The 26,629-nt window shown below is 31.4% G+C and carries 23 protein-coding genes and 3 other annotated features; of the genes, 12 read left to right on the top strand and 11 right to left on the bottom strand.

Translation table 11 applies throughout. From position 1 onward, the window contains the following. Positions 1-35: 35 nt before the first annotated feature. The 4 genes from P8V03_RS06905 to P8V03_RS06890 all read right to left on the bottom strand — a co-directional run bounded on the left by P8V03_RS06905 (position 36) and on the right by P8V03_RS06890 (position 4,504). A complete protein-coding gene (locus P8V03_RS06905; RefSeq protein ID WP_261672482.1) occupies positions 36-1,505 on the bottom strand; it encodes a multicopper oxidase domain-containing protein in 1,470 nt (489 codons plus the stop codon). A gap of 137 nt (positions 1,506-1,642) precedes the next feature. Then, positions 1,643-3,379, bottom strand: coding sequence for a methyl-accepting chemotaxis protein (locus P8V03_RS06900; RefSeq protein ID WP_318797512.1), 1,737 nt, complete (start codon positions 3,377-3,379; stop codon positions 1,643-1,645). Between the two features lie 348 nt (positions 3,380-3,727). Beyond that, positions 3,728-3,934, bottom strand: a complete 207-nt coding sequence (locus tag P8V03_RS06895; RefSeq protein WP_261672485.1) for a hypothetical protein — start codon at positions 3,932-3,934, stop codon at positions 3,728-3,730. Positions 3,935-4,117: 183 nt separating this feature from the next. After that, positions 4,118-4,504 carry a hypothetical protein gene (locus P8V03_RS06890; RefSeq protein WP_261672486.1) on the bottom strand — a complete coding sequence of 129 codons (387 nt, stop codon included), beginning with the start codon at positions 4,502-4,504 and terminating at the stop codon, positions 4,118-4,120. 244 nt (positions 4,505-4,748) lie between these two features. Between P8V03_RS06890 and P8V03_RS06885 the strand changes: the two genes are divergently transcribed. Both P8V03_RS06885 and P8V03_RS06880 read left to right on the top strand, forming a co-directional pair. Then, entirely contained in the window at positions 4,749-6,785 is a 2,037-nt protein-coding gene (locus P8V03_RS06885; RefSeq protein WP_261672487.1) for a sensor histidine kinase, read from the top strand. Between the two features lie 140 nt (positions 6,786-6,925). Then, positions 6,926-7,222: a hypothetical protein gene (locus P8V03_RS06880; RefSeq protein WP_261672488.1), complete on the top strand. Its 297-nt coding sequence runs from the start codon at positions 6,926-6,928 to the stop codon at positions 7,220-7,222. Positions 7,223-7,237: 15 nt separating this feature from the next. Here P8V03_RS06880 and P8V03_RS06875 read toward each other — a convergent pair whose 3' ends face one another. Continuing rightward, complete coding sequence (locus P8V03_RS06875; RefSeq protein WP_261672489.1) at positions 7,238-7,807, bottom strand: DNA-3-methyladenine glycosylase I; 570 nt, start codon at positions 7,805-7,807, stop codon at positions 7,238-7,240. 192 nt (positions 7,808-7,999) lie between these two features. Here P8V03_RS06875 and P8V03_RS06870 point away from each other — a divergent pair, with 192 nt between their 5' ends. The 8 genes from P8V03_RS06870 (at position 8,000) to P8V03_RS06835 (ending at position 17,784) form a co-directional block, all read left to right on the top strand. Continuing rightward, positions 8,000-9,034: an alpha/beta hydrolase family protein gene (locus P8V03_RS06870; RefSeq protein ID WP_261672490.1), complete on the top strand. Its 1,035-nt coding sequence runs from the start codon at positions 8,000-8,002 to the stop codon at positions 9,032-9,034. Between the two features lie 190 nt (positions 9,035-9,224). Further along, positions 9,225-9,468 (top strand) — a binding site (T-box leader). A 39-nt stretch (positions 9,469-9,507) separates the two neighbouring features. Further along, positions 9,508-9,772, top strand: a binding site (T-box leader). 132 nt (positions 9,773-9,904) lie between these two features. Then, positions 9,905-11,149, top strand: a complete 1,245-nt coding sequence (locus P8V03_RS06865; RefSeq protein WP_261672491.1) for a homoserine dehydrogenase — start codon at positions 9,905-9,907, stop codon at positions 11,147-11,149. A gap of 21 nt (positions 11,150-11,170) precedes the next feature. Continuing rightward, positions 11,171-12,226, top strand: coding sequence for a threonine synthase (thrC, locus tag P8V03_RS06860; RefSeq protein WP_261672492.1), 1,056 nt, complete (start codon positions 11,171-11,173; stop codon positions 12,224-12,226). Positions 12,227-12,301: 75 nt separating this feature from the next. After that, on the top strand, positions 12,302-13,201 hold the full coding sequence (thrB, locus tag P8V03_RS06855; protein ID WP_261672493.1) for a homoserine kinase: 900 nt from the start codon (positions 12,302-12,304) through the stop codon (positions 13,199-13,201). Positions 13,202-13,444: 243 nt separating this feature from the next. Next, positions 13,445-14,071, top strand: coding sequence for a lysoplasmalogenase family protein (locus tag P8V03_RS06850; RefSeq protein ID WP_318797506.1), 627 nt, complete (start codon positions 13,445-13,447; stop codon positions 14,069-14,071). A 123-nt stretch (positions 14,072-14,194) separates the two neighbouring features. After that, positions 14,195-14,884, top strand: coding sequence for a response regulator transcription factor (locus tag P8V03_RS06845; protein WP_261672495.1), 690 nt, complete (start codon positions 14,195-14,197; stop codon positions 14,882-14,884). A gap of 4 nt (positions 14,885-14,888) precedes the next feature. Next, the gene (locus P8V03_RS06840) at positions 14,889-16,340 is read left to right on the top strand and encodes a sensor histidine kinase (protein WP_261672496.1); all 1,452 of its coding nucleotides are present in this window, start codon (positions 14,889-14,891) and stop codon (positions 16,338-16,340) included. After that, the gene (locus P8V03_RS06835; protein ID WP_261672497.1) at positions 16,324-17,784 is read left to right on the top strand and encodes a hypothetical protein; all 1,461 of its coding nucleotides are present in this window, start codon (positions 16,324-16,326) and stop codon (positions 17,782-17,784) included. The genes P8V03_RS06840 and P8V03_RS06835 overlap by 17 nt, the downstream gene beginning before the upstream one ends. A gap of 103 nt (positions 17,785-17,887) precedes the next feature. On the opposite strand, the gene P8V03_RS06830 is transcribed toward P8V03_RS06835, so the two are convergent. Together P8V03_RS06830 and P8V03_RS06825 are read right to left on the bottom strand one after the other, a co-directional pair. Next, complete coding sequence (locus tag P8V03_RS06830) at positions 17,888-18,802, bottom strand: polysaccharide deacetylase family protein (RefSeq protein ID WP_318797502.1); 915 nt, start codon at positions 18,800-18,802, stop codon at positions 17,888-17,890. Between the two features lie 121 nt (positions 18,803-18,923). After that, a complete protein-coding gene (locus P8V03_RS06825; protein WP_318797501.1) occupies positions 18,924-20,003 on the bottom strand; it encodes a glycosyl hydrolase family 18 protein in 1,080 nt (359 codons plus the stop codon). Positions 20,004-20,365: 362 nt separating this feature from the next. On the opposite strand from P8V03_RS06825, the gene P8V03_RS06820 reads away from it, so the two are divergent. Together P8V03_RS06820 and P8V03_RS06815 are read left to right on the top strand one after the other, a co-directional pair. Next, complete coding sequence (locus tag P8V03_RS06820) at positions 20,366-20,710, top strand: hypothetical protein (RefSeq protein WP_318797499.1); 345 nt, start codon at positions 20,366-20,368, stop codon at positions 20,708-20,710. Positions 20,711-20,949: 239 nt separating this feature from the next. Further along, the gene (locus P8V03_RS06815; protein WP_318797497.1) at positions 20,950-22,227 is read left to right on the top strand and encodes a DUF4317 family protein; all 1,278 of its coding nucleotides are present in this window, start codon (positions 20,950-20,952) and stop codon (positions 22,225-22,227) included. 414 nt (positions 22,228-22,641) lie between these two features. Here the strand turns inward: P8V03_RS06815 and P8V03_RS06810 are convergent, their stop codons facing one another. From P8V03_RS06810 to P8V03_RS06795, 4 genes are all read right to left on the bottom strand, one after another. Continuing rightward, positions 22,642-23,487, bottom strand: a complete 846-nt coding sequence (locus P8V03_RS06810; protein WP_318797495.1) for a hypothetical protein — start codon at positions 23,485-23,487, stop codon at positions 22,642-22,644. A gap of 330 nt (positions 23,488-23,817) precedes the next feature. Continuing rightward, on the bottom strand, positions 23,818-24,168 hold the full coding sequence (locus P8V03_RS06805) for a spore coat protein (RefSeq protein WP_261672508.1): 351 nt from the start codon (positions 24,166-24,168) through the stop codon (positions 23,818-23,820). 12 nt (positions 24,169-24,180) lie between these two features. Then, positions 24,181-24,477 (bottom strand): hypothetical protein, encoded by a 297-nt coding sequence (locus P8V03_RS06800; RefSeq protein ID WP_261672509.1) that lies wholly within the window; start codon positions 24,475-24,477, stop codon positions 24,181-24,183. 134 nt (positions 24,478-24,611) lie between these two features. Beyond that, positions 24,612-25,931 (bottom strand): dicarboxylate/amino acid:cation symporter, encoded by a 1,320-nt coding sequence (locus P8V03_RS06795; protein ID WP_261672510.1) that lies wholly within the window; start codon positions 25,929-25,931, stop codon positions 24,612-24,614. Positions 25,932-26,192: 261 nt separating this feature from the next. Then, positions 26,193-26,431 (bottom strand) — a binding site (T-box leader). Between the last annotated feature and the right edge of the window lie 198 nt (positions 26,432-26,629).

The following is a 26,629-nucleotide window of genomic DNA, read 5'->3' as shown; positions in this document are numbered from 1 at the left end:
AAGAAGTTTTTCTTCATTGTCCATTATCAATTTAGTTAAAAAAATTCATAATCATCTCTTTTTTTTCTTTTATTTTTTATGACTTCCTCAAGTTTATCCGGTGCATCTACCTGAATAAAAGCAAGTTGTCCCCCAGGATATATACCATTGTTAGTTACTTTATAACCATCATGATTATGCATAGGGTAAAATTGAGGGAATAATTTATCATTGACATCATTACTGCCCTGAGAATAAATTTGTAGATAATTCGTAAGAGTAGGTTTTTGGCATTTTAAAGGCTCTGTTGGAATATTAAAGATTGCTGAGGAATCTTCTTGAGATAGAGATTTAAGCTGACTATATAAATAAGGCACTCCAGAAAAACCTTTTGTTATATAGTTTTTGTATTCCTCTCTCTTGTCATCTGAAGATATAATTAAATCATAGGTTTGACCTGAGGCTATAGAAACAGTGCATCCCATTTCACCAATTTCATTTGCAGTATTTTTAATATTTAAATGTGACTTCAATTTTAAAATGCTATTCAGAACTGCATCTTTTCCAGCCACTAGAAAAGGCCATCCATGAACATACCAAGGCACTACCTGATACCCCATATTTATCATTCTTAGAAGAAACTTTTCTCCTGTTTTCACATGAACATAAGACTCATAGTTAGCTTCCCCTGCCTTTGATGTTAAAGGATGGGGATAAAGTGTATCAGGAAAAGATCTTCCATTAATTAACCAATAGTCTGATTTGTAATTTATGGCGTTGAAGGATGAATTGTTAAAAACACTTTCATGCCATGTAGAGTCTATATCTGACAAAAGCATGGTGTATTCTTTGTCGAAATAAGTAGAAACATTTTCGTATGCAAAATTTCTATTAGTAGCAGTAAAAGGAATATGACTTTGTTCAGTGCCATTAAAACACCATCTACCAGACTTATTCTTCTTTATACCGGCTTCATTTAAGCTTTTCATGGAAGGGTACACAATTAGTGCTCCATACATACCCATTTGAATATGTTCGGAGGCTTCAACCTGGCAATGATACATACAAGTGCCGCTACCCATTGGTTTGTAATAGTAAGTGATTGCAGGAGGGCATTCCTTTAACTTTTCCCATACAGGCACACCAAAGGAGGTTTCAGGGAATCCATCTATTTGAGTGGATACATGGGCTCCGTGAATATGGATTGTGTGATAATTTCTAAGATCTGGTCTGTATTTCATACCTAGGTTTATTAAGGTTATTAATATATCATCATCTACTTCACCCCATATTAATGGAGAGGGGATAGAGGCAGTACCTTTTAAGTTTTGGTAATCACTCCAGTTATGAGGATTTTGCCAATTTAAATTAGAATTGATTATGGTACTGTCTACCCTAAATAACCCTCCTACAAAGCCAAAAACATATAGGTTTTTCCTATCTGTTGAGTTATCAGAAAGGCTAGAACTTGAAGGTGAATTTATAAATCCATCTGTTGAAAACAATACATAATGTCTTACAGACATTTAAAACACCTCACTTTTTAATCTGTATTGTAAATAGTCTTTACTAATTCATCATATTCTTATAAGTGAGGTTAGGTTACTGTTAATAAGTACGTTTCCGTAACAAATGCTGTTTTACAGGACATCTTAATTGTTAATTACACTTTAAACTTATTTATGGCTTCCTCAAGAGATTCACAGATAGTTACTAAATTTTCTGCTTCTGTTTCAATGCTTTGGATAGATGAAAGCTGTTCCTCTGCGGAAGCAGCAACTTCTTCTGTTTCATTGGCGTTTTCATCTGATATAACTGCTATATTTTTTATAGAGGTATCTACAAATGAAGCGTCTTTCTCAATATTTTCTATTTCCGTAGCAATTTCATGTATATGTTCCTTTATAGTTGTAGACACTTTCTTAATATTATCAAACATTTCAATTGTGCTTAAGACAGCCTTTTTCTGTTCTTCCATTAGACTATTCATATTGTGAACTTCCTCTGAGGACTGTCGTGTATAAGCTTGAGTTTCATTAATCAAGTTATATATGTTTTTCGTAGCATCATTAGATTGCTCTGACAGTTTACGTATTTCTTCAGCAACTACTGCAAAACCTCTTCCATGTTCACCGGCACGAGCTGCCTCTATTGATGCGTTTAAAGCCAGTAAATTTGTTTGAGCTGTAATGCTTTCAATGGTACTGATAATTTGTCCGATTTCTTGGGATTTTTGCGAAAGAGAATCCATTGACATAAGTACTTTACTAAAGGCTTGTAGGTTTTCTGACATTGTATCACTTTGATGTTTAATAATCTGAACACCGGATGTTGCCACTTCCTCACCCTTTTGGGATAATTCCTCAGAGTATGATATATTTTCGTTTATATTTATAAGCTTTTCAGTAATAAAGCTTATAGAATTGCTTCCTTCTTTAGCAGCGGCAGCTTGATTAAAAGCCCCTTTAGAAACATTTGTTATACTATTTGTAACCTGTTCAGAAGCCTTAGAAACTTCATTTGTAAACTTCATCATATCCTCTGAAGATGACGTTACAGCTTTACTAAGTTCTTTTGACTTAGATAATAAATCTCTAATATTTAATACTAAATTATTAAAAGATTTCATAAGGTATCCTAACTCGTCTTTAGAGTGAATTTTTCCCTGAACTGTCAGGTCACCTTCTTCTACCTTGGTAATTAAAGAAGACATTTGAGAGATAAATATTGCAATATTCCTATAGGTTTTCATTGTAGTAACACTAAGTAGCACTATAAGCAAAATTCCAAATACTATAATAGAGATTAATATTCTTTTAAACTGCAAATTTTGAAGCTCGGCCTTTTTATTGATTTCTTTGATGGAATTATGAGAAATAGCCTTTATTTGCTCTACTAAGCTATCTAGCATATCTGTAGGGACTCTGTCCTGTCCTTTTACTAGAGTATCTACAGTAATATAGCTGTCAGCTGTATTAGGATCAAAGCTTTTTAATGCATTATTGTAAGCTTCATTTAACTTATTGTGACTATTAGAAAAGTCATCTACTATCTTAGTATCAATATTAAGTTCTTTCATATGTTCTTTTAGTGCTTGAAGATCTGATTTAACCTTTTCACTTTCATTTAAAAACTCTTTGTAATTGCTTTCCAAGGATTCTTTATTTGTACCTCTAAGAAGGGTGTTTTTCCAAGCTTGTACCTGTTTTTTAAAGTGAAGTTGGGTACTACGGGAACTATCAACTAATTCAAGATAGTTTTCAATCAATGATAACCTAGCATTGGATTGTTCTTTAATCTGGCTTAGTGAAGTCCAAGAGAATGTGCCTAAACTTACTGTAATTATTATGCATATGGATATGAGCATAATTAAATTTCTTCGTATTTTGTTATTTTTCATATAATTTCCTCCACCAAATATGTAATAGATTAATTATATATTACTAATATTTATTAATATGTTCAATATGTTTATACAAAGCGTAAAAAAAGGAGCAGATATAGGGTCAATCTATATCTGCTCCAAAATTGGTCTTATAATGTATATATAGGGGGAGGAGTGTCAACGAAAACAAAGAAAAACATCCATTTATAAGTTTATCCTTATTTTAATCAATTAATATGTCATTAATTAAGGGGGATCAATTAATAAATATTTTCCTTTGATATTTATTATTATATATTAATGTTTATTAAAACGCAAGTGTAAAATTTAAATTTTTAAAAATAACTAAATTTTATACTTTGCCTATTGATAATATATAAATTTATCAATCTTTCTAATATCAACTTCAAAGGGATGCCAGTTATAACCATCCCATCTCCAACCAGCAGTATGTCCTCCGCCTATAAAAGAAATATAAGCCCAGAATTCTACGCCATCTCTAAACCATAGGTATGTGTATTTAAATATAGCAGCTTTAAGAGGAGCAGAATCTACACCTAGACCAGTCATTTGTAAGTAGTTAACAGGCGATGATTTTGAAGAGGTAAAGTTTGGTGGAGGTGAAACAGGTGGTTTAGAAATTAGTGAACCTATTGTTCCACCTACAGGTGGAAAGCATTGAGTACCTCATCTAAATGAAGAACTGTTAAAATTATTTGACATAACCAATTTAAATCACATCCTAGAGGATCGTTAGAAGCATCCAAATCCAGCAACTAAATCTGAATTCAACCTAAAAGGTACCCAGTTAGAACCAGTCCATCTATAGCCAGCGAAAGAGGTATCATCTACATAATTAATCCATGACCAAAATCCAGTATTAATATTCAGCCATATATAGACATATCTAAACATACATGTACCTATTACACTGGTATCAACAGCATAAAAAAATCCAGTGCCTGAACCAGTAGTTTCGTACACAGCTTGTATTTTAGATGGTATAAAGTTAGGTGGAGGACCAGGAGGAGCTATAGAAGGTGGAGTTCCTGTTAAACCAGGAGATAAACTAAACTGTTCAGGTTGAAAAGTTTGGCGACAAAGCGGTTCATAAGGGCAATTGCTATAGTAAAAATACATTCTTATACTCTCCTTTAAAAGCTTACATTACATATTATGTTTTTAAATAACAAAAGGTTAATACTATATTGTAAAAAATAGTATAATCTAAATAAATGGGCAGATTTTTATTATCAATATCTAATTAGAAAAGCTCTGTTATCAAATAAATATTCTATAAGAATAATGTATTTTCAAAATTTAAAATATTACGAAAGGAATACGGATACTTGTATAGAACTTATATGCATCAGGGGGGATGCATATGAAAAATACTACAAATAGTTGTGAGACACTGGATAAATTTATACATAAGAAAATTATTATTATTGTTATTTTAGTCATATTTTTAAACCTTTTAATAAAAAATTGGCTTTTTACCCATATTTTTATTGAATATCTAACTAATATTGTGGGAATGAGCGTATGTATTATAGCGCTAAACACTTATAAGATATGCAAAAATGAGTTTTTTGCATTTTTGGCTGTAGCTTTTGCTTTCATATTCCTATTTGAGTTTATGCAGATGGCTGCTTACCAAGGCATAAGTATTATAGGTCAAAGTAATTATAATCTTACTGTGCAGCTTAACTTAATTAAAAGCTATTATAGTTGTATAACTGCTGTATTAGCATTTAGGTATATAAGAACAAGATTAAAGATTAATGTGATATTTTACATGTTTTTATCTATATCATTCATACTACTTTTATCCATTTTTTATTTTAGAGTATTCCCAGTATGCTATATAGAAGGTTACGGACTTACTACATTCAAGAAGGTAAGTGAATTTATGATATGTATAATGTACATTATCAGCATTATAAAGTTGAGAAAAGCAAAATTTTACTTTAATCAGCAGGTTTATAGTTACTTATTTTATTCTTTAGTATTAATTTTAGCCTCTAATGTTCTTTTTAGCTTATATATAAATGAATATAGTACACAAAATATTGTTGGACACTTATTATTAATTTTATCTTACTTTTTCTTATATAAAGCAGCAGTACAGAGCACCTTAAGAGCACCCTTTAAGTTTTTATTCTCAGAACTCAGTATAAAAAATATAAGATTAAATGAACGTAACAGGGAACTTGAATATGCACGGAAAATTGCAGAGGATGATAGACAGAGATACAAAAACTTAGTAGAAAATATACAGGTTCCCATAATAGTAAAAAAGGGAGAAAAGATCACCTTTGCTAACAAAAGTGCCTTAAGTCTCTTTAAAGCAAAATCACAAGAAGAGCTTATAGGTGAATGTCTATTGAAGGTTGTACCAGAAGAGCATAGAGATCTTGTTAAAACTTGCATTGCAAGCCAGAAGGAAGAAGGGGAACGGAATTACCATGGACTAAAGCTTCTTGCTTTGGATGGAAGTTATTTGTATGTAGATGTATCCAAATTAAATATAAGATATGGTGGTTTAAATTACAGCTATTTTGTGTTTAAAGATATTGCTGAAAAACAGAAGAGGAAAGAAGTTGAAAGAAAGCTTAAAGAAACAATGGAACTTGAAAAGCTAAGAACAGAATTTTTTGCAAATCTATCCCATGAGTTTAGAACGCCTATAAATGTTATTTATAGTGCACTTCAAGTTATGGATATATATATTAAAAACGAAAATATCTATAATATAACTAAATATATATCAACAGTAAGACAAAACTGCTATAGATTACTTAGACTGGTTAACAATTTAATAGACATTACTAAGATTGATGCTGGATTTTATAAATTTAACTTAAAAAATTGTGACATAGTAAGTTTAGTTGAAAATACTGTAGAATCAGTGTTACCCTACATACAAGGTAATGGAATGGAGATTACTTTTGATACGGATATAGAAGAAAAGATAACCGCCTGTGATCCAGATATGATTGAAAGGGTGATGCTTAATTTAATTTCAAATTCAATAAAATATAGAAGAGAATATGGAGGTGCTATTACTATTAATATATATAATAGTGATGAAGGTATCACTATATCTATAAAAGATAACGGAATAGGTATACCGTTGAATAAGCAGAGCAATATCTTTGAAAGATTTGTACAGGCTAACAATTTACTGACAAGAAAATGTGAAGGAAGCGGAATTGGTCTCTCTATAGTAAAATCTTTAGTAGAAATGCACAAAGGAACTATAACTTTAATAAGTGAAGAGGGAGAAGGGAGCGAGTTTGTTATTGATATTCCATTGAATATTACAAAAGGAGAAGAGTGTGGCAAGAACTTATTTGTAGGAGGGGACATAATGGAAAAGGTGAATATTGAGTTTTCTGATATATATAATTTGGGATAAAGTACAGAAGATAAACCTCTTCTCTTTTGTCCTGAAAAATATGAAGAGGTTATAAATTATTTGTGTGTTAAAAATAAATATCTGGGAAAAATATTATGAAAGACTTACTAATTAATCGAATTAATCGAAAGGAGAATTCTATGAGAAAAACTTTAGTTTTAGGGTCCACTATAGTTATGGTGGCAGCATATGTTTTTTCAAGAAAAATAAGAAATGATGCACTAATAAGATGTTTTGTAAATAAGCAAGCAGAAGTAGAGGATGACGATTATACTTCAATAAGTGAAGAAAATGGGGAAAATACTGTGGTGTATGAGAACTCTTGTAACTTTCCTCCATCTAAATCTAAAACATTAAAACTTAAGACTAACAATTCATTAATTACCTTAAATTTTAAATGGAACTTCTCTTTTGGTGGAGGAAAGCTTTTTAAATAGTTAATTAAGAAAGTATTATTTTTCATCTATTAGCTGTTTATGTCTAAAGCAACCTGTTATGTGATCATTTATAATCCCTGTTGCTTGCAGGTGAGAATAAACTATAATAGAGCCTAAAAACTTAAAACCTCTTCTTTTTAAGTCCTTGCTGACTCTATCTGACAACTCAGAGCTTGCAGGGACTTCAGATAGGCTTTCCCAATGGTTAACAATGGGATTGTAATCTACAAACTTCCATATGTAATTATCAAAGCTTCCAAACTCTTCTTGTATTTTAAGAAACATTTGAGCATTGTTAACTGAAGCTTCAATCTTTCGTCTATTTCTTATAATCCCTTGATTTTCAAGTAGTTCATTTATCTTTTCTTCTGAATATAAGGCAACTTTTTCAGGGGCAAAGTTATCATAAGCTTTTCTATAGTTTTCCCTTTTTCTTAAAATTGTTATCCAGCTAAGGCCGGCCTGGGCAGACTCTAATACTAAAAATTCAAAATGTTTTCTTTCATCATGAACAGGAACACCCCACTCTTCATCATGATATTTTATATAAATAGGGTCAGTTCCGCACCAAGAACACCTTTCCATACTTTTATCACCTTCTAATATTTTATTTTTTAATAGTTTAAATATTCCTATAGGCAACGGTATTTAATCCTTTATTTATATATAATAACAAATTTAAGTTAACATATAAAGGATTAGGGTATTACAGGTATAAAGTGGTTATATAGAACTTATTTAGTAACATATAAATAATAAGGAAGCAATTGGAGGGATATGGTAAAAGTGATAATTGACTTTTCTTATAATAAGAAAACTATAGATTTTATTCAAGGACATATTTTGAAAGGAACTTTTTATAAATGCAGCTATATAAGATATAAAACTTTATACAGAAATCCAGCTCCTGGAACTGAAAATGTTGAATTGTATAATTTTACTCCAAGAGGGGGAACTAGAGCTTCGGTGCTTATTCTTCATGGTCTTGGGAGCAGAAATATTAAATTTATGCTTTGGCTTGGAACTCATCTTGCTTCCGTTGGAGTTAACTCAACTATTATTATTCTACCTGGTAACTACACTCGTGTAGAGGATAAGTCAGTAAGTGGGCGGAGCTATATATGGCCGGATATTAAGCTTATGTATCAATTTTGGGAGCATGCAGTAGTTGATGTTAGGACTACTATAGATTTATTACAACAGCAGAAAATTTGGAATGAAAATAATTGTGTAGTAGGCTATTGTTTGGGAGGTATGATTTCATCAATATTAGCATCCATTGACAAAAGAATAGAGCAGACAATATTCATGACTACAGGAGGATATATCCCAAAAATATTACACGAATCCCATGTAACTGCTTTTGCTAGGAGACTTTTTGAGAAGGGATTAAATAGTGAGTATTATTTGCAGGATAAAGCAAGGTTGTATAACATATATAAGGAACAATTTCCTATAGTTAAAGAGATGAATCTATCAGAAATAATAGGAAATAAATTCATACATCCTTTATTTAGAATAGATCCTATTTCCTATGCCCATTTACTGGATAAGTCCAAGGTTACCTTTATAGATGCTTTGTTTGATGAAACACTGCCTTTAAAAAGTAGGACTATGCTTTTTAAGGAAATGAAGGGCGCGAATAGGTATATAGTTCCTACTACTCATGTAGGGTGGCTTCCTTTTGAATCTTTTCTGGCTCAGTATATATTACTTAAAGTAAACATTAATGACAAAAAATCTGCTGCTTTAGTTAAAAAGAAACAAGAAATCTTTGATTATATTAATCTTAAGTTTTTAGGCAAACTATAAATTAATAAAATTTCTTTTAAATAAGCCAAACAAATATAAAATCAATGAATAGTTTCTAAATAGGATTAGCATAATAATTCTATAATATAAAATTATTAATTTGTTAAGAAAATGTAAATATAGATAACTATTTCATATTTACCTATTGACATTGTTGAATTTTCAGAATACAATGATATAAAATAATATTAAAAAAGCAATGACAAGGACGAGTAAATATATTACTGTTCAAAGAGAGAGAAACTGATTCGCTGAAAGGTTTCTTGTTCAAGAATTATTGAAAACCACCTTAGAGTTGAGTACTGAAATTAGTAGGTATGTCCGTAGCCAGCGTTAATGGTTTAGAGATGATAGTTTTAAATACCGATGTTTAAATCAGAGATTTATTTATACTATTAATTTGAGTGGAACCGCGATGTATGCTCGCCTCAAAATTGAGGGGAGTTTTTTGTTTTTTTAAAAATATAATACAAATAAATGCAATGATGAGGAAGAGTAAATAGTATTCTAATCACAGAGATGGAAATCCATTGGCTGAAAGATTTCTTGTTTAAGAACTATTGAAAACCACCTCTGAGCTAAATGCTGAATTTTAGTAGGCATCCTTCGCTTTCTGGCGTTAACAGTTTAAAGTGATAGCTTAACTTTTGTCGTTAATTAAAATTAGGTGATTAAAAACTTAATTTTAATTTTATAGCTATAATTTGGGTGGAACCGCGATCATAACTCGTCCCATTTTTGGGATGGGTTTTATTTTTTTACAAATATACAATATATTGAAAAAATTAAAAATTAAGGGAGGAATAATCATGAAAACCATAACCACCAGTAGTATTTTAATGAAATTATTTAAAAATAGGAGGGATAGAGATGACTTGTATAGCTATGCTTGGCTATGGCACTGTAGGTAGTGGGGTAGCTGAACTTATATTAAAAAATAAAAATAGATTGAGAAAAAATATTAAGGATGAATTAATCCTATCTAACGTATTAGTTAGGAATTTAGAGAAACACAAAGAAAGCGACAATATAAATATCCTAACAAAGGATATTGAGGATATATTTAGAGGAAATGTAGATATAGTAGTTGAGGCTATGGGGGGAGTAAACCCAGCTTATGAATATGTTAAAAGAGCATTGCAGTTAAAGAAACATGTGGTTACAGCAAATAAGGATTTAATAGCAGAGCATGGAGGAGAACTTTTAGATATAGCAAACAAAAATGGAGTTGTACTAAGATTTGAAGCCAGCGTAGGAGGAGGAATACCTATTCTAAAATCCTTAAGCGAGTGTCTTGTAGGAAATAACATAAAAGGTATTAAGGCTATTCTTAATGGAACAACAAATTTTATATTATCAAAAATGAGCAAGGAAAATATGAGCTATGAAGAGGCACTAAAACTTGCACAAGATATGGGTTTTGCTGAGGCGAATCCAGAAAGTGATGTAATGGGCTATGATGCAGCCAGAAAGTTATCAATACTTTCCACTATGGCCTTTGAAGAGAAGGTTAACTGGAAAAACATTAAAATCAATGGGATAACTGATATTGATACTGTGGATTTTCAATATGCCCAAGGTGAAGGTTTTGAAATTAAATTACTGGCAATTGGGGAATATCAGGATAATAGTATATATGCTTCTGTTTCTCCGGTCATGGTAAGAAAGAATTCTACCCTAGGTAGAATTGAAAATGAGTATAATGCTATTTTAATAGATGGAGATGCAGTTGGGGATGTAGTATTCACAGGTAAGGGAGCAGGAATGTTTCCTACTGCTAGTGCTGTGTTCTCTGATATAGTGGATATTATTCAAAATAAGAAAGAGAAGGGAATTTTATTTGATTATAACGAAGCATCGGTAGATACCCTTTGGAGAAAAGAAAATAAATGGCTTCTAAGAGTAAATACAAGGAATAGAGTAGATGCTATGGCAGGTTTATCTGAACTGTTTCCTTATTGTAAGATTATTACTAAAGGCATGTATGGTTTAGAAGATGAGGTTGCAGCCTTTGTAAAGTCAGAAAATGAAGCTGTATTAGATAGAAATATAGAAACTTTAAGAGAAAAGATAGATTGTAATAATATTAAAAAAATGATGATGTTAGAAGATTAATTAAAATTGGGGGATTAAAAAATGAAATGGATGGGTCTTATAGAAAATTACAGAGAGTTTTTGCCTGTTAATGAAGGTACAAGAATAATTAGTTTATGTGAAGGTAACACACCATTAATTAGAGCAGAGAATATTGAAAAACTTATGCCTGGACTTGAAATATATTTAAAATATGAAGGATTAAATCCAACAGGGTCTTTTAAGGACAGAGGGATGACTATGGCAGTAACTAAAGCTGTAGAAGAAGGTTCAAAGGCTATAATATGTGCTTCTACAGGAAATACTTCTGCAGCAGCCGCTGCCTATGCCGCAAAAGCTGGTATAAAATCTATAGTCATAATACCAAATAAGAAAATAGCAATGGGAAAACTAGCACAGGCATTAGCCTACGGGGCAAAGGTAATAGCTATTGATGGAAATTTTGATGATGCCTTAAATATGGTTAAGGAAATATCAGAAAAGCATCCTATAACACTAGTAAATTCAATAAACCCTTATAGAATAGAAGGACAAAAAACTGCTGCCTTTGAATTATGTGAACAGCTTGGTGAAAGTCCAGATTATGTATCAATACCTGTGGGAAATGCGGGGAATATAACTGCTTATTGGAAGGGTTTTATGGAATATAAGGAAATAGGTAAAATAGATAATTTACCTAAAATGATAGGCTTTCAAGCAGAAGGAGCTGCTCCTATAGTTAACAATAAAGTGGTAGAAAATCCTGAGACTATAGCAACAGCAATAAGAATCGGAAACCCTGCAAGCTGGAAAAAGGCAGTATCAGCCTTAGTAGAGTCGAAGGGAGTTATAGACAAAATAAGTGATGAGGAAATATTAAAGGCTTATAAGATGTTAGCAAGCTTAGAGGGAATATTTGCTGAGCCAGCTTCTTGCATATCAATAGCAGGATTATATAAGCTCTATAAGGAAGGAAGAATTAAGGGAGATAGCAAGGTTGTATGTATACTTACAGGAAACGGGCTTAAAGATCCAGATACTGCAGTGAATTCAGGAGGAGATATAGTAACATTACCTTGTGATTTTAAAGTAATAGAAGAAGAAATAATTCATAAATAAATTTGATGTATCTTAATTAAACTAGAAAATTCAATGTATACAAAAACCTTGTGAATTAGGAAGGAGGAAAAATTTATGATAAAAGTTAGAATACCTGCTACAACTGCTAATATGGGGCCAGGTTTTGATACCTTAGGAATGGCTTTGAAGCTATATAATGAAATTGAAGTTGAAGAGAAATGTGGAGAAACTGAAATTTATAATAACGGACAGAGAAGTCAAGATGATTATAGGGAAAATTTGATATATACTAGCATGATAAAAACATTAAGTAGGTTTGACTATAATTATGATGGGTTTTATATAAATGTTTCCAGATGCGATATACCTATATGTAGAGGACTTGGAAGTAGCGCTGCTTGTATAGTTGGAGGAGTTGCTGCGGCTAATGCCCTTATGGGTGAGGTTATGTCTATGGATAAAATAATAGAGGTGGCTACAGAAATAGAAGGTCATCCTGACAATATAGTTCCTGCAGCAGTAGGAGGAATGGTTGTTTCACTGCAAGAAGGAGAAAAGGTGAGCTATTCAAAGGTACAGTTGCCTCATAAGTTAAAATTTGCAGCAATGATACCAAATTTTCAAGTAAGTACAGCTATGTCAAGAGGGGTACTTCCAAAGAGCTATTTAAAGGAAGACTGTGTTTTTAATATATCAAGATCTGCTATGCTGATAAGTGCTCTGTACAATGGGGAGTTTGACAAACTTAGAACTTGCTTTGGTGATAGAATTCATCAGCCTTATAGAAAAACTCTAATTAAAAACGCAGAACTAATATTAGATAAAGCTAGAGAAATAGGGGCTATAGGAGAATTTATCAGCGGTTCTGGTTCTACACTTATGGCTGTGGTAGAGCCTAAAGATGAAGAAAGGTTTGAAAAGGAAGTTAAAAGCTTTTTAAGCAGTTTTGAAGATCAGTGGAAGGTCATATTGTTGGAACCAGATATGGAAGGAATAAAAGTTGGATCATATTAATATTATAGCTTAATTCTGAAAATGAACTACAGCTCAATGCTTTCTTAAAAAGATGAGTTGTAGTTCATAATAGTTTAATTTATAATTCACATGAATATAATATATAGAAAATATTATATTCAGGAAGTGATTATTATAAAAATATATATTTATAAGCCTGTAATAGTAAGAATTATAATTATTACAGAGATATTGATATATTGTTCATTTATTTATATTGATTACAATACAAATTTTAGATGTATGTATTCAGCTGTATTAAAGTATGTGGGAATATTACTATGTTTACTGCTTACTGTTTTAATAGGAAGTAAAGGACATGATAAAAAAGATACTAGATTACTAAAATTGGCATTTTTTTTAACTGCTGTAGCTGACTTGTTTATGGTGATTTTAGATTTTAATACCTTAGGTATACTTGTATTTTGTTTAGTACAAATAACCTACATAAAACGACATAGGAGAGCAATAAGAAAGAAAGATAAGTTAACTTGGTTAACATTAGCAATAATATTAGTTATTATAATTTCTAGGATACTTACAGGTAGCTTTAATGAAGGAACAAACAACACCAGCTTAAGTGAAGTTACTTTAACTTTGGGAAGTATTTATGCTGTTATACTATCTTATAGTGTTTACACTGGCTGGAAAACTGTTAAGGGAAATTTCTATCCAGTTTATAGTAAATATTTAATTTCTATTGGCATAACTTTATTTCTACTTTGTGATATAAATGTTGCTCTATCAAGCATAGCACAGAATTTATTTATAGATAGCATTGAGATTTCAGCTGTTTCAGGATTTCTAGTTTGGATATTCTATCTACCATCACAGGTGTTATTGGCATTAAGCGGATATAGTAGAAAATAGGTAAATTATAAACTCTGTAATGCTATTGTAACTTATTGTATTAACAAAAATTATATAATAATATAAAGACAAGCTTTCCTTTTGTTGAAATACAGAATAATATTACTAACAGGAGGTTGTACGGTGAGCAAGGTATTGATAATAGAAGATGAAGAGAGTATTAGAGGATTTTTAAAAATTAATTTTCAAAGGCATAATTTTTTAGTTGTAGAATCCAGCTCTGGGGAAGAAGGTCTGGAGAAGGCAAGGTTAGAAAATCCAGATGTTGTTCTTCTGGATGTTATGCTTCCGGGAATTGATGGTTTTCAGGTATGTGAAAAGCTAAGAAAGGATTTTTCTAATATTGGAATAATTATGCTTACAGCCAGAGGACAGGATGAAGACAGAATAAAAGGACTGGAGTTTGGTGCAGATGACTATGTTGTAAAGCCCTTTAATCCATTGGAGGTAATACTTAGGGCAAAATCTTTGATGAGAAGAATGGTTGAGAAAGAAGAAAAATTGCAATGCGAAACCTTAAATAGTGGACCCTTTGTTTTAGATATATACTCACAAAAGGTGTTTAAGAATAATAAAGAACTATCACTTACTCCAAAGGAATTTATTCTCATGAAACTTTTCCTGGAGAGTCCTGGAAGAGCTTTTACAAGAAATGAACTACTAGACACAGTCTGGGGGTATAATTTTGTAGGAGATACAAAAATAGTAGATGTTAACATAAGAAGACTGAGAGCGAAGATTGAGGATAGATCTTCAGATACATTATACATAGAAACTGTTTGGGGCACTGGTTATAGATGGAGAAAGGAATAAATAAATGATTATAAAAGAAAAAGATAAGGTTTCTTCAAAGGGAATAAAAGTAAGGCTTGTCGGTAACTTTATGCTTATTATTTTAATTAGCGTTATTGCTTTTGAAGGGTTACTTATTTATTTTACAAAATATTATTTTTATAAGAATGTGGAAGGCGTACTAACAAATCAGATAAAAATAGCTTCAGACTTTTATGAAAAGTATTTTTCAAATGTTGATTTAAAAAACAATGTTCTTGATAATGTTGATGTATTTTGGAGACAAACTACTGCTCAGGTACAGATTATTGAACCAACGGGAAGAATTTTGATGGATTCAGTAGGGGTATTAAATAAAGAACCTTTGGATAGTTCCGATTTTAAAGATGCATTAAAGGATGAAAAGGGGATATTTATAGGGAATGAAGACTATAACAAAGAAAAAGTTATAGCAATTTCCTACCCATTAAAATCCGATGGAAGAATAGTGGGAGTATTACGATTTATATCTTCTCTTAAGGAAATAGATAAGGTTATATTAAATATATCCTTAATACTCATAAGTATTGGAGTAATAGTTATTTTAATTGCTGGGGCAATAAGTATAATTATTGCACACAGTATTGTACATCCGCTTAAAGAAGTTACTAGTGCTGCAGAACTAATGGCATCAGGAAACTTAAAAATAAGAATAAATAAAGAAAAAAATGATGAGATAGGTAGGCTTGCAGATACATTAAACTTTATGGCTGAAGAAATTGAAAAAAGAGATAAGATAAAAAATGAATTTATATCCTTAGTATCTCACGAACTAAGAACACCATTAACATCTATTAAAGGTTGGGCAATTACCCTTAAAACTGATGAAACGAATGACAGAGATATATTATACGAAGGATTAAACATTATTGAAAAGGAGAGCGACAGGTTAACAGCTATGGTAGAAGAATTGCTGGACTTTTCAAGACTTGTGTCAGGAAAGGTTACATTAAAGAGGGAAAAAACAGATATTATAAAGATCCTTGAATACATAGAAAAATATATGGGCTTAAGAGCAAAAAGAGAAAGAATTAACTTTAAGGTAGTCTATGAAGAATTACCTTTCATAGAAGTTGATAAAGATAGGATAAAGCAGGTACTAATAAATCTTTTAGATAATGCTTTTAAGTTTACCTCCCCAGGTGGAAATGTGGTTTTGAGTGCATTAAGGGAAGAAAATTTAATAATTTTGAAAGTAGAGGATACTGGTTGCGGAATAGGTAGAGAGGATTTACCTCATATAAAAGAAAAATTTTATAAAGGGAAAAATAGTAAGTCTCAAACAGGGCTAGGGTTATCAATATGCGATGAGATAATACAAATGCATAATGGAAGTCTTAGTATTGAAAGTGAATTGAACAAAGGCACATCTGCAATTATTAGCATCCCTCTCAAAATAGAAAACAAAGGTGAAAAAAGTCATGAAACTAAGATATAGTAATTTATTTATAACATTGATATATATTTTTTTCCTTACTGGATGTATAAAGGTTGACTTTAATATTGAAGAAAAAATAGTACCTCCTGAAGATGCCGTTAATGCACTACAGGGAACTTGGATTATAGAGAAGTGCCTATCATTAGAAGGAAAGGAAGAAGATGCTAGTAAAGCTAGTAAGTATCTTGGAAAGTATGCCTTATTCGATAATAAAATCAGTGTCTTAGGAGGGGATATCTGTATCAATCCTGAGTATAAGATACGGAATGTAGGGTCTAATGATTATTTACTATCCAAATATAAGACAAGTGCAGAGAAATTTGGACTTGAAAAAGAAAAGATAGATGTAGTTACGGTAACATCAAAAAATCAAGTATTCTATGATTTTATTATAATAGATTATAATAATTTGCTAGTGTGTACAGGTGATAATTTTCTTTACCTACATAAAGTATCAGATAAGATAGATAAGACTGTAAAGGAAAACAGTTTAAGAAACTCTAGTAAAAGAAAAATAAAAAGTGTTACGGAGGAAGATTCTTTGCTAAGATCAGCAGTTTTGCTGGGCATACGTTCATCAGAAAATACTTATAAAACCATATGGGTAGCAACAAGGAATAAAGAACTTAAGCCTATTATGTATACAGAACAACTTTTTGTGCCTAGAATGAAAGGCTTTTGGGAAGTAGGGGCATATAAAGAAGTAACTAACAAGGGTACCACTTCAAGTATATATGCAAATTCCTTGACTAGTCCAACTTCAGAAAAATCTAAGGCTAAAATGAAAAATGTATTAACTGAAAAGGTAGAAAGAAGGATTACGTTCATTGGAAATGACTATATAGGCACAGAGTATGATTCAAGATTTCAGGTTATACCTATAGATAACATAGGCATTGGTAAAGGAATTGATATTTCCGATATAGCAAATGAAAACGGATATACTGCTATGTTAAGATCCAGTGAAGCTTTCATTTCATCCCTTGACAAAGATAAATCCAAGCTTATTATGAAGAACCCTAGAAGAGATAACTTCACACTTCAAAGGAGAAATGGGCATTGGATTATGAAAGGTAGATTAGACTATAAGCACTATGCACAGGAGAATAGTTATGAGGATTTTGATATAAATATAATGATACCTTTAAAGCTTATAAGCTACGATGAACTATATATTCCATGGAGTGAAATAAAGTCAAGAATTCCAGAAGCTTTAGATGCATTTGTATCGCCTAATAAAGATATTGCATTAATAGAAGGAAAAGGAAGCATATATGTATATTCTATAAAAGATGGAAAGCTATCTGAACAGCCATTAAAAAAAGTTTATTTAGATGAAGGGGATTCTATTGTTATGGCAGAATGGGCTATAGGAGAATATGCAGAAAAGTGGGAAAGATTCGTAGGTCAAAAATTTACTCCTTTAGGTGAAGAGTTTGAATAACTCTTCTCTTTCTTTTCAAGTTTAATATTAGTAGTCTAAAAATATTAAATTTAAAGTGGTAAGTTACTTTTAAAGCAACTTACCACTTTAAGTGAATTTATCCCTATTTTATAATCCCGAACTCATACCCTTCAGACTTTAAAAGCTCTATTATAGAAGGGAGAGCATCAACGGTAGTCTGCTTAGTCACTGTATCATGCATTAAAATTACAACATTATTTTTTGAACTTTCTGCAGTAGTGATTTGACCTTTAATAGTTGATAACTGCTCAGCAACAGATACGTTATTTTTAACTCCATCTCTGTTTTCAGCGTTCCAATCTACAAAGTACATTCCATTTTTTATAAGGTCCTCTCTCATTGGTTTCTTCCAGGATTCAAAGGAGCCTGCAGGAAACCTTATTATTCTCGTAGAAACTGTTTTGCCAAGGGCATTGCCAATAGCGTTATTGGTTTGCTGAATCTGCGATTTGAATACTTGTACATCAACGTTTCTGTGAGGATATAGAACTTTATAATTATGACTATAAGTATGATTTCCTATAGCATGTCCATCATCTGAAATCTGTTTTAAAATCTGAGGATTTTTATCAACAGCGTTTCCTACTACAAAGAATGTTGCATGAACCTTATATTTTTTTAATATATCAAGAATTTTCGGAGTTATACTAGTATTTGGACCATCATCAAAAGTTAAAAAAGCATATTTTTTTCCATTACTTCTTCCGAAGTTGTACACTTCTTCTGCTTTCACAGAGAGAATTTCCTCTGCTTTTTCTTTGTTACCTCCAGCTTGCAATGTGTTATCTTGGTCATTATTAGCTGTTGGTTTTAATTTTTCACTATTATTACCATCACTTGTATTGGATAAAAGTATAGATGAACTGCCATTTTTATTTAGCAGTGATGACTTTTGATTAAATAACATTGCAGAGAATAAAATTATAATAACCGTCGTACAAAAGATAAATCTTTTTCTCGACTTAATTTTTACTTTATGCAAACGCTTTTTTCTCATATTTTGTCCCCCCATATTTTGTATAATACTGTCTATACTTATATACTATAGTATTATTTAGAAGAAAGGGTTACAAAAAAAGAAAAAATAAGTTACAAATTGGTTACAATAGTTAACTATGCTATTTCTGGAGGTTATCTAGTTTGGCATTAATAGTAGACCAATAGTCTGCATTTTCTAGTCCAAGTCTCCAAATAGCTATACCTGCTAAACTATTGGAATTTACCACATCTAATTTATAGGAGAGGCTTGTACTATTTTCAAACCAAACAGTGTGTGCGGCTCCGGATTTATCTTTATATTCAAAGTATGGACTTTGGGATTTATCGTCCCAGTGAATTTCAGCATTATAAGTTTCTGCTAGTTTGTATATTGAATCAATGCCATAGGCCTTTGCTCCATTTAAAGACCAATCATATCCGTAACTTGCTACTCCTAAAACTATTTTAGAAGAAGGGATAACAGATGCAGCATAGTTAACAACATTTTTCACCCAATTAATAGAGGCAACAGCACCAGCAGAACCACTAGGAGAGTGCTCATCGTAGGTCATTATAACAACTTGGTCTGTATACTTTCCTATTGACTTATAATCATAGGCACCACTCCAGCTATCTTTCACGTTATCAGCGGTCTTTGCTGGTACTGAAACTGTAACAGTAAAACCTTGGGATCTTAGTGCCGGGTAGAGCTCCTTTAAAAAAGTTGTATAATGTTCTCTGTTAGAATAATGAAGATTTTCAAGATCAATATTTACACCTTTATAGTTATTTTCTTTTAATTCATTTACAATATTTTTAATTAATAACTGTCTGTTATTTGGATTCTCTAGTAATTCTTTAGCTATATCGCTTTTAAAATTATTGGTTACCATGGCAAAAGGGTTGATTTTTTTACTATTAGCATAGGAAATCTGTTCCTTCGGCACTGTACCTGACAAAGTACCTTTGCCATCTACATTATAGGTTGCCGTAGCTATACTATTTATTGAGCTAGTATTATCCACCATTTTATTATAGGAAGAGGTATCCTCAGGATGGTAGAAGGTTGTAAATGCCATTACAGTCTTTTTTGCCACAGCCTTATCTGATGAGGTTGTAACTATAATATTTTTTTTGCTAAATTGAAAAAAGGCTATAGATATAAAAGCGATAAAGCTGATTGCTAAAAGAGCCAGTAATAATCTTTTTTTATTAAGCATAAAGTTTATCTCCTTTACATATTTAGCGTATAAGATATACACTGATTTATATTTAATGAAAAAGTTGCCTATTACCAAGTTTGAACTAAGGCCAGCTATAAACTATTATGTATAAGATATTGTATAAATTCAAATGTAACTTTTACCGTGAATAGTATAACTTAAATTAAATGGGAAGGTTTATAGAACTACAGTAACAGTATTTAGAAAAGTCTGTGGAAGTGTTAAATACGCATATAGATTGGAATAAGGTTACGAAATTTTAATAAAGGTTAAAATTTTATTAAATATTAGAATAAAACATAATAATTTTCTTTAAAAATACGATTATTAAAATAACAGTACTTTTTAGGAGGGTTTTTGTGTGGGAAAAAATTCAGTGTGATTACTTTATAGAATTAGTTGTAATTATTCTGGAGGATATGGTGGATATATTAAGTAAAGAAAATATAAATAATCTAGAGCTAGAGGCGAGAAAATCTAATTTCTATTATGCAAGTAAAAAATTTGAAGACTTAGTGTTAAGCTATAGTAACAGTAATCCTGCCTGCGGTAAATATAATATATTTATAAAACCAGTGAAGACAGTCAATAACTTAATTTTAGAGCTTAATAATTCTTTAGGCAGGAAAGATAGACAGAAATACCGTACTAAAATTTTAGAATATATACAATTGATAAGAAGATTACAACAAAAACTACTATAATAATAAGAATGGTTTAGCCTGTGTAGAAGAAAGTTTTGAGGTGTTTTTAAAGTTTAACACCACAGACATATCTAAACACAGGCTGTGTATTTTTAAATTTACTATATTGAGATAAAAACTAAAAAATCCTCAAGACTTTATCTAAATTAAAACTGATGTTATAATACTAACTAGATAATAGTTAGTATTAAGCGGATTATATAAATTTAGTAGGAATCTTTTAGAAGAGAGGTATTTGCATGAATAAAAAAGATTTAGCAGATTTGAGAAAAGAATTTAAATTAAGTAGTTATATGATGCCTATAAAAGAAATATATAGTGTTTATCTAAAAAAAGATAACGGTGAAATTATAACAAAAGAATTAAATTATTTTGAAATGATGGATATAGAGAAAAGAGAGCTTTATTTAGAAAATTTTAAAAAGGTTTTAACAGGACCTATAGATACAAAAATCTTTGAACTTGATTTTAAAATGAATTTAGGACAAGATTCAGAAGAAGTTGTAGCAGCAGGCATTGACTTAGATCAAAGTACTAGGGATGTAGTTAGAGAGTTAAATGCTGGAATGGCAGGAGAACAAAGATACGGGGAACTAGAAGGCACTCAAACTATTCTCTATAATGCACTAAGTTCCGGTGAAAGTATAGTAGAATATGCTGATAAAATCGTAGAAAAAATAGCTAGGAATTACACCTATGAGACAGATATAGTTATAAACTTTATAAAGGCTGAATACTTTAAAGGTAATAAAAAGAGGAGTAAAGAAGCAGAAGAATCAATAGATGATTATGTACAAGCTATAGAGTTTATTGTATGCAGTATAAATAAGATAGATGTTCCTAAAAAAGTACTTAAGTTTGATTATTCCGAAATGACCTTTAAGCCAAATTCGGCCTTGGATGTAGAGGTTAATCTAAAGTCTCCTTTAGATGGATTCATGTTTCCAAGCATCAGTAGTGAGTATATTGATGTGAATAAAATAATATATTATTCATCTAAAGCAAAGCAAATAAATGTAGGTTTTGTTGAGAATGTTTTAGACTGTGGCATTAAGCCCACTGCAATAGAAGAAAAAGAAAGCTTTCATGCTATATTAAATACTGTAGTAGGAGACAAAATAAAGACTGATACCATGCAGGAAATATATGAGAGAATAAATGAAAAGCTTGAACTTGCAGAGGAAGAAGATGATGAAGAGCCGACTATAGATATGAAAGAAATAACAAAGGTTTTAGAGGAAACTGGTATCGAAGAAACAGAAGTGGTAAAAAGTGCTTTTGAAGAAATTTGTGGTGGAGACTATGAATTTAAGATTAAAAATATAGTTCCGGATTTTAATAGCAGATCTATTAAAATTGAAAATGAAACCACTAATATAACTATTACACCAAGGGAATTAAGTTCCATTAGACAAGTTATAGATAAAAGTGGAAAGAAGTGTCTTTTGATTGAACTTACAGAGGATGTACAGATTAATGGATTTAGGTTAGAAAGTGAAGAATTTGAAAGTATATAAGTATGACAAAGTTGGAATTAATATATTAAATAAGGCAAATTTGTAAATATAAAGCAAAGTAGAAGGCTATAGAGGTTTCTACTTTGCTTTTATTATCTCAAGTGCATTATTTTAGTTTCCTGATTTTTTCCATTATTTCTTTAAAGTCATAGATTGCCAGTATCACAAGGGTGGGAGGGGTAGATATTATAAAAATAATAAAAATAAATTGAAGAATTGATTTTTCTAACATTATAGCTACCTTATTACATCTTATATATCTATAAATATTATGCTTTGTTGTTAGTACATATTCAATTAAATAATATAAAAAATAACACACCCAATAAATTTAATTTAATAAAATTTACTGAGTGTATCACTTATGGTAGTTTTTATACAAAATTCCGATTTTTACTTAGAACATTTTTAGTATTATCTTTTAGCACTTTCTAAGGCTCTTGAAACAGCTAGTTTCCAATTGTCAACAGTTGCAGGATGGCTACTGCTTATATTAACATTAGCAGTTTGATTTCTAACTATAGCTGCTGCTAAGTCTATTTTAGCTCTATCAAGAGTAGTTAAACTAGTTGCAGTAGCATCAGGGCCTGTAGCAGTTCCTGTATGGCCACCTTTATAAGCGTTACCATTTGGAGCTACATCAGCGTTACGTCCTGAAATACTTGTATTTGTACCACCCATAACTCCACCAGTAGGGCCGCCTATAGCGCCGCCAGTAACTCCATTAGCATTATTGCCCATAGTTCCACCAGTAGTTCCAGTACCGCCCATAGCACTACCAGTATTTCCAGTAGCTCTATTATTAACGCCAGGTGTAGGTCCAGCAGCATTATTGTTGCCTACAGTGCCATTTGCATTATTTCCTGTAGTAGTACCAACGGTTGTTCCTGGTGTTAAATTATAGTGTGCAACATCTCTTCCTTGTGGATCAAGAGTTTTAAGAACTACATCAGTAATTCTGCCGCCACTTACAGTAACTATAGCAGCATCTGTTCCTCTTGAGTCTTTATTTCCCTCACCTAGATAAACACCATCTTTATAACCTGCTGTGCTTACATTAGGAGCATTAGCAGTGTTACGATTAGTAACATCGTTACGAACATTTTGACCTACATTTTGACCTGCATTTCTTATATCTTGAGCTGCATTTCTTACGGGCTGATTTACATTATTATTTCTGTATGCTGTATTCCTATTTCCACATGCACTTAAAGAACATGTCACTAACGCTGCCGCAACTAAACTTGCTACTTTTTTCATAGTGTTACCTCCTAGTTTATTAAATTTCACTTCAAAGAAACTTTACCTATAAGTACTAGATAACAAATTTATTATTTATTTTATAGGACGAGGTTTCATATATAGATTAACCTGTTGAAAAAAAATTATGCTTTAATAAATGCTAGTGTATAATTTCACTATATAGTAAAAGTTTCACAAAATTAATTGCTTGCTGCTTTTATACTGAAATTAAAAATAAAGGAAGTAAAATGAAAGGGAGTTTTTTAGGGTAAAATAGATATTAGAAAAACAGCAAGGTATTAAGGCCATTGCTGTTTTGGATAATTGATAGGACATGGAAGTTATTGCTTATTGTTGAGATTGATTTGATTGTTGATCCTGTTGATTTTGTTGAGATAGGTTTTGTAATTCTTTAACATCTTGTTGAACCTGTTGCTGTGGATTTGCATAAGCATTGTACCATTGTTTATTTATAGCCATATCAGATAGCCTAAAATGTTGATTTATACAATTTGTTAACTGAGCACTTAACAGCTGTCTTAGTTGAGGATTTGTTGTCTCAGTTATAGTTTTAGCAAGAGAAGAAATATCCATTTTAGAGGATATTAACATATCTAATGCTATATCTTTATCATTAAGGCTGCCACTGTTATTTTGGTCATCTGAATCAGTTCCAAGTAAGTTGTCTATCCAAGACATAGTTATCTCCTCCTATTGTTGTAAATTAGCTTGATTGCTTATGAATTGCTGCATTTGCTCAAGTGAGCTTTTTTTAGAATTTAAAGAATCCTGCATGAAGCTTTTTAGTTCTTCATCTTGAACCATTGACAGACTTGCTTGGGTCTTTTTTGCACCTATGATTCCAGCATTCATTAATTCGTGAAGTTCTAGCATTTCATGAGGAGCTAATCCATTAGATTTGTTTTGCTGGTTGTTATTTTTTTGATTGTTGTTCTGTTCATTATTATTCTGTTGATTATTATTGTTACAACTATTGTTATCAGCCATAGATAACACCTCCTTACTAGATTATTTTTAGCTAAAGGGGTGTAAATAACCATGGAAATCAAAGGAAAATAATCTTGATTTTAAGTATAAAAAAAGATAACTAGCTTTTAAAACTAGTTATCTTTTGAGATTTACTATGCGCTTACTTTGAATTCCTTTGTTTCTTCTTTATTAAAGCCTTCTCTATCAAATTCACCTTCAGAGTTTGCCACTAATAGAGATACTACTGATGCACCGGTTACATTTGTTGCAGTTCTAGCCATGTCTATTATTGTGTCAACTCCCATAAGCATTGCAATACCTTCAATAGGTAGGCCCATTCCTGCCATTACTACTGTAGCCATGATAGAAGCAGTTCCAGGTACTCCAGCAGTTCCAATTGAAGCTATTGTAGTTACTACTACTAGAAGTATGTAGCCAGTTATTGTCATAGGAACATCAAATACTCTTGCTACAAAGATAGCGGCAATTGCAGGATATAAACCACCGCAACCATTCATTCCCATTGTAGCTCCCATTGGAGCTACAAAGCTTGCCACTCTATCAGATATCTTTACTTTGTGAGTTAAGCATTTTATAGTAACAGGTAGAGTTCCGTAACTGCTTCTTGTAGTAAAGGCAACTACTTGAGCTTCATAGATTTTTTTGAAGAAAGTAATAGGATTAACTTTAACTACAAAAGCTAATAAACTTCCGTGTACAAGGGCAACCTGCAGTATGCAAGCTATATAAACCGCTAAAATCATCTTTCCTAATGGAAGAAGGGTAGCTATTCCATATTGTCCAGTAACAGAAGCCATTAGTCCAAGAACGCCATAAGGAGTTATTTCTAATATCATATCTGTAACTCTAAACATTATACGAGAAAATGAGTTAAAGAAACTCTTAACTGGTTTAACAACTTCAGGATTTATAGCTCCTTCAATTGTCATTGCAACAGCTATTATTATTGAAAATACTATTACAGGAATAATCTTAGCATTAGCCATGTCAGAAACAGGGTTAGATGGAACCATGTCTAATAAAACTTTTGCGAAAGTAGGGATTTCTCTAGCTTTAAAACTTGCATCCTTCGCAAATTTAATACCAGCACCAGGATCCATTGCAAGAGCTACTACAACTCCAATAATAGCTGCTACAGCTGTAGTAGATAAAAGCCAAACAAGGGTTTTAGTTCCAACCTTTTTTAATTTTTCAGTACTATCTAAAGAAGTAATACTGGAGATTATTGTAGGAACAACTAAAGGTATTACTAACATCTTAATTAAACTTACATATATTTGACCAATTGGTTGTACGGACTGAATATTCTTCTTAAATACTAGTCCAATTACTACACCAAGAACCATACCAATCAACACTCTGTTTCCAAAGCTTACATTTTTCTTTTTTAAGAAATACAAAAATAATAACATCAATACTGCCACTAACAAACTTAAGTAATTTGGATTCATAAATTTCACTCCTATTAATATATTTTTATTTAGATTACAATATATCACTGCGCGCTTGTGTTATATTGTAAGATTTAATTCAGGGTAATTTAATATTTACCTGAATTTTATTAAGCTTATGTATAAACCTTGCTTTATTGATACATAGTTGTAATGCAATGAAGCGAAAGTAGCTTAGCTATAGATTAATTGTAGTAGCCATAGAAACAATGCAAAAGATTATTATTGCAAAATAAAAAATCTTCTACCTCTGTAATAATTTACAGAGGCAGAAGATTATACTTCCACGGTTCCACTCTGATTAGGCATGTTTATGCCCATCTTTAATTTGGTACAGTAATACCATATCTCTATAACGGGAGAACCCGTAGCAGCCTACTATGATTCGGCCTAATGCTCACAGGGGCACTTCAACAATAATCCTACATAAAGCTCTTACACCAAGTGAGCTTCTCTCTGAATGATTCATATAGTTTACTTTTCCTGATCACTGCATTTAATTCATATTAAACTAATCAGATTTAACATGTGTTTATTATACAGTGATATTTTACAAAAAGCAATAGCTTTTATAAATTAAAACCGTTAGGCTGTCCAGGAAAAATAAACCACTGCTAGTCTATATCAATTTTTCTCTTTCTTTTCAATACAGTCATCACGTTTTGCACTCCTAAAACTTTGATAATTTATATATTTAC

The organism is Clostridium tanneri, assembly GCF_033659955.1.
In the GTDB taxonomy this organism is placed as follows: domain Bacteria; phylum Bacillota; class Clostridia; order Clostridiales; family Clostridiaceae; genus Clostridium_AM; species Clostridium_AM tanneri.
The sequence above is the reverse complement of the archived record's forward strand: the minus strand, read 5'-3'. Positions and strand labels throughout refer to the sequence as shown.